The organism is Kitasatospora sp. NPDC051170 (genome assembly GCF_044455705.1).
GTDB lineage: Bacteria > Actinomycetota > Actinomycetes > Streptomycetales > Streptomycetaceae > Kitasatospora.
Map to the genome: position 1 here is coordinate 1 of NZ_JBITFA010000039.1, position 5,245 is coordinate 5,245.

A 5,245-nucleotide genomic window follows, 5' to 3' on the forward strand; every position below is an offset into this window, starting at 1 on the left:
CCGCGACGACGATCTTCGCGGAGGTGGTGGCGCGGGTGGAGGCGGCAGCGTTAGAGCTTGCGAAGTCCACTGAGGACCCTTTCGAGCAGCGTGACGTCGGGCTGGTTTCCGGATTCGCCGCCGGAAGCGGGCTGGTGGATGGCGACCAGGCCGGCTTCGGCCAGGTCGGCGACGAGGATGCGCGCCACTCCCAGCGGGAGCGAGAGCAGGGCCGACACCTCCGCGACGGACTTGACCTCGGTGCACAGCGTGCAGATGCGCTGGTGCTCGGGGAGCAGGGTGGCGAGGCGCTGCGGGTCCACGTCGGCGGAGACCAGGGCCTCCAGCGCGAGTTCGTAACGCGGGCGGGTGCGGCCGCCGGTCATCGCGAACGGTCTGATCAGCGGGCCGGAGTCCGCTTCGTCGTCTAACTCCTCGAAGTGCCCGGGCTGCTGCGCCGGCCGGAAGCCGGGGTCCGGTGCGGGCATCGGGGAGGCCGCCGGGTTCGGGTAGCCGGGGGCCTGCGCGCCGTACGGGGGCTGCTGCCGGGCGTACGGGTCGTGCTGGCCGTACTGCTGGCCGTACTGCTGGCCCTGCTGGCTGTGCCGGCCGTACTGCTCCTGGCGGGCGTACGGGTTCTGCTGCTGTCCGTACTGCTGCCGGTCGGGTGTCTGACCGTGGCCGACGCCGGGGGTTCCGAAGGCGTCATGGCCTGTGCCGGGGTACGGAACGCCGTACTGGCCGCTACGGTCGTCGGGCGGTGTCACGGTTCCTCTCCTCACAAGGTGCGGCGGTGCGGTGCAGGCCCCGGGTGTGGTCCGGGACCGGTGGTGCGAAGGCCGTACTACGTCCGAACCCGAGCCCGCCGAAGCGGGCCCGGGAAGGACGCGGAGGTACTTCGAATACCTGGACGGTATCCGACGAACCGTCAGTGCAGGAGACTGCCCTGGAGTTCTGCGCGGAGTGCGGGGGTGAGGACGGCTCCTGCGCGGTCGACGAGCAGGGCCATCTCGTAGCCGACGAGGCCGATGTCGGAGTCGGGGGCGGCGAGGACGGCGAGGGCGGAGCCGTCGCTGACGGCCATGAGGAAGAGGAAGCCCCGTTCCATCTCGACGACGGTCTGGTTGACCTCGCCCCCCTCGAAGATCCGGCTGGCGCCGGAGGTGAGGGAGGTGAGGCCGGAGGCGACGGCGGCGAGCTGGTCGGCGCGGTCCCGGGGGAAACCCTCGGACATGCACAGCAGGAGGCCGTCCGCGGAGACCACCACGGTGTGGGACACCCCGGGGGTGTTGTCCACGAAATTGGTGATCAGCCAGTTCAGGTTCTGTGCGGCCTGGCTCATCTGAGTCAACTCAACGCTCCTGGTGGTTCGAGCCGCCGAAGAGATCGGTGCTGCGGTTCTGTCCGTTGCCGGACTGGTCTGCCTGATCGGGGTCGATCCGGAAGCTTCCGGTGTTACCGGCGGTGCGGCCCTGCTCCACGCCGCGGCGCAGGTTGGTCAGGCGGCCGCGGACCTCCTCCGGGTTGCGGGAGACCTGGGGGCCGTCCGTCGGAGTCGGCTTGGCATTGCCCGGCACCAGGTTCTGCTTGGGCGTGCGCCGCGGCAGTCCGGAGTCGGTGGTGCCGCTGGAGGCGGGCTCGCGCAGCTGCTCGGCCCGCTGCCAGTCGCCGTCGTTGGGCGACTGCCAGGGGGAGGCGGTCGGGCCGGTCGGGCCGTATCCGCCGAGGGCGGACACGTCGTGCCCGTCGCGCTGCTGCAGGGAGGAGTTGTCCTTGGCGCCGGCGAACCAGTTGGGGCTGTCACCGGTGGGGACGGCGCCGGGCGGCGGGGTGCCGGGGCCCCCGCCCGCCAGCTGCTGGCCGGGGCGGCGCTGCGGCAGGCCGGACGCCAGGGTGGCGGCGGGTCCGGCGGCGGGCAGGGCGGGCGGCTCCGGGGCGTACGGGTGGCCGGCCGGGGCCTCCCCGGCCTGCTGGTCGTACTGGTCGTACTGGCCGTTGCGGCCGTTCTGGCCGTACTGGTCCTGGTACTCGTCCTGCTGGTAGCCGGAGCGGTCGTAGCCGCCCTGCTCGTACCCGTACTGCTCGTCGGCGTAGCCGTCCTGCGCGTACTGGCCGTACTGGTCCTGGCCGTACTGATCCTGACCGTACTGGCCCTGGCCGTACTGATCCTGGCCGTACTGATCCTGGGAGGCGCCGCCCTGCTGGTAGCCGGGCTGGTCGTACCCGCCCTGCTCGTAGGCGAACTCGTCGGCGTAGCCGTCCTGCTGGTAACCCTGCGGGGCGAAGCCGTCGTACCCCTGCGGGTCCTCCTCGACCTCGGCCTCGAGCACGGACTCGTGCGGCGCGCTCTCCAGGGCCGCGCGGCGGACCTGGTCGAGGCGCTGGGAGCGCTGGACGGCTTCGAGGGCGGGGCTGAACCCGCTGGAGCCGGCGTTGCCGGTGCCGGTCAGGTGGTCGTCGAAGCCCAGCTCGGCGGCGCTGCGGGGGCGGCCGTCCTGGGCCCACTCGGCGGTCGGCTCCTGGTCGGCGAAGATCCGGGAGACGGTGAACTGCTCCTCCGGCTCCGGCGCGGGGCCGGACTGGGTGACGAACGGCGGGAGCATGACCAGCGAGGTCGTGCCGGCCGACTCGCCGGACGGGCGGAGCTGGACGCGGATGTCGTGCCGCTGCGAGAGGCGGCCGACCACGAACAGGCCCATGCGGCGGGAGATGGTCGCGTCGACGGTGGGCGGCTCGGCGAGCTTCTCGTTGATCTCGGCGAAGTCGTCGGCGGTGAGGCCGATGCCCTTGTCGTGGATCTCGACGAGCACGCGGCCGTCGGGCAGGCGGGTGGCGTTGACCAGCACGCGGGTCTGCGGGCTGGAGAACGAGGTGGCGTTCTCCAGGAGCTCGGCGAGCAGGTGGACGAGGTCGGTCACGGCGGCGCCGACGACCTCGACCTCGGGGATGCCGGAGAGCTCGACGCGCTCGTACTGCTCCACCTCGGAGGCGGCGGCGCGCAGCACGTCGACCAGCGGCACCGGGGTGTTCCAGCGGCGGCCGGCCTCCTCGCCCGCGAGGACGAGCAGGTTCTCACCGTTGCGGCGCATACGGGTGGCGAGGTGGTCCAGCTTGAAGAGGTTCTCCAGCTGGTCCGGGTCGGCCTCGTTGTTCTCCAGGTCCGTGATCAGCGCCAGCTGGCGCTGGATCAGGCTCTGGCTGCGGCGCGAGAGGTTGGTGAAGATCGCGTTGACGTTGCCTCGCAGCAGCGCCTGCTCGGCGGCGAGCTCGACGGCCTGGCGGTGGACCTGGTCGAAGGCCCGGGCGACCTCGCCGATCTCGTCCTTGCCGTACAGCGGGATCGGGGTGACGGAGGTATCCACCCGGTCCGGGTCGGTCTTGGAGAGCTTCTCGACGAGGTCGGGGAGGCGGTGGTCGGCGATCTCGAGGGCGGCGCTGCGCAGGGTGCGCATGCCGAGGACCATCGAGCGGGCGACGTAGCCGGTCATCACACCGGCGAGGACGAGCGCGACGAGGACGATGCCGGAGTTCAGAATGGCGTCCCAGAGGGCGTTGTCCTTGAGGTCGCGGGAGTCCTTGAGGACGTCGTCCAGCAGCGCGATCTCGGTGTTGCGCAGCGCCTGGATGTGGGTGTTCGCGGCCTGGTTCCAGTTGTCCGGGGTCAGACCGGCGTTCTTGGCCTCGGCGAACGCGGCGTCGGCGACGTTGCGGCCCTTGCTCTGGCCCTCGGCGGCGGCCTCGCTGTAGGCGGAGGCGATGGTGAGCAGGCCCTGCATGGTCGGCGCGGAGCCGTTGGGCATCTTGTACGCCGAACGCTCCTGCGCGGTGGCCAGGGCGACCTGCGCGTCGGAGAACTTGCGGGCGTCCTCGGGGGCGCTGCCGGTGTTGAACTCGTTGAGGGAGACCTGCTCCAGCTTCTGGGCCACCAGGATCTGCTGGGTCGCGTCGATGTTCTCGTACCGCGTGGTGGTGTTCTGCGAGATGCCGACGAGGATGTGCAGCATCAGCGCGCGCTGGGTCGAGGCGGACGCCTTGGCCAGGGACATCGCGTAGATCGCGCGGCCCTTGCTGGTGGCGTTGGAGGAGCCGAGGCCGACGGAGTTGTCGTAGGCCAGCAGCGGGGCGAACAGCACCGAGTAGGCGTTCGCGGTGGCGCTGGCGAACAGGTCCTTGCCGTAGGCGGCGGCCCGCAGGTGCGGCAGGTCCTGCACGAGGAACATGAACGCCTCGTGGCGGCGCGGCAGCTCGCCGGACTTGTCGGAGGCCGAGTACGCGGCCTCGTACGCCTTGAGGGCGGCGTCGGTGGCGCCGCGGCGCTTGGCGACCTCGTTGTTCGGGTCCTGCTTGGTGAGCAGGGGTATCAGGGTCATGTCGCGCTCGTTCTCGAGCGCTTCGGCGAGTTCGGTCGCCGCCTTGGCCAGCTCGGCGGTCTTCTCGGCGCGGGACGCCTTGATGAAGCCGTCGATGGAGGTGTTGACGCGCAGGCCGCCGAAGACGATCGAGATGATCACGGGGATCAGGAGGATCGCGATCAGACGGGTCGGCACGCGCCAGTTGCGCGGGCGGAGGAAGTCGTACCGGGAGGAGCCTTCGTCGGACGGACCGGCGGGCTTGGACTCCCTGGGCTTGACCACCTGCTTCGGCGCGGGCGCGTTCTGGCCGCGTTCCTCTGCGGGGGCGAACGCGGAGAATCCGGCCGGGGCCGCGGCGTCGCCGTTCGGCTCGCTCTGGCGGGGCTCGGAGCGCCGCTGCGGGGCGGGTTGCTGCTTACGCCTCACTCGACAACTACCTCTCGGCCGACTGCCGGCCATGGATCAATCCAGCGCTACCCCCGGGCCCCGGGGCGTCGCCTGGTGGGCCGACACGGGATACGACAGGGGTAGCTGGAATTTCAGCACGTGCGGGGGGAGGGGACAAACAGCCGCTGGTGGGGGCGTTCGTCGGAACAATACGGACATACATCGACATGACGGAGCAAAACCGTGGTCATCCGGCGCTGAACGGCGCTGTTCGGCCACACTCAGTCATTGTTGATCACCAAATGCCTACCGAACTGTTATCCGCCGCTTATACACGGGACTTGCGCCGGGCCCGTGCGGGACACCTCGCCGAAAGCATGACGGCCCCGGTGCCCCGCCGTGAGCGGGACACCGGGGCCGTCGTGGCCCGGGTCATCGCAGTCGGGCGAGGAGGGCGTGTTCGACGAGGGTGATGAGGGCGCTTTTGGCGCTGTCGCGGCGGCGGGCGTCGAGGGTGATGATGGGGG

Annotated in this window: 3 protein-coding genes and 1 pseudogene; all 4 read right to left on the bottom strand. The window is 70.9% G+C overall.

Going from position 1 to position 5,245, the window contains the following annotated elements; all coding sequences use genetic code 11:
- Positions 1-50: 50 nt before the first annotated feature.
- Positions 51-746 carry a DUF742 domain-containing protein gene (locus ACIBCA_RS37055; protein ID WP_396287590.1) on the bottom strand — a complete coding sequence of 232 codons (696 nt, stop codon included), beginning with the start codon at positions 744-746 and terminating at the stop codon, positions 51-53.
- 161 nt (positions 747-907) lie between these two features.
- On the bottom strand, positions 908-1,321 hold the full coding sequence (locus ACIBCA_RS37060; RefSeq protein WP_030248297.1) for a roadblock/LC7 domain-containing protein: 414 nt from the start codon (positions 1,319-1,321) through the stop codon (positions 908-910).
- Between the two features lie 10 nt (positions 1,322-1,331).
- Entirely contained in the window at positions 1,332-4,757 is a 3,426-nt protein-coding gene (locus tag ACIBCA_RS37065) for a nitrate- and nitrite sensing domain-containing protein (RefSeq protein ID WP_396287591.1), read from the bottom strand.
- 393 nt (positions 4,758-5,150) lie between these two features.
- Positions 5,151-5,245: pseudogene (locus tag ACIBCA_RS37070) on the bottom strand (ATP-binding protein); the annotation flags it as partial.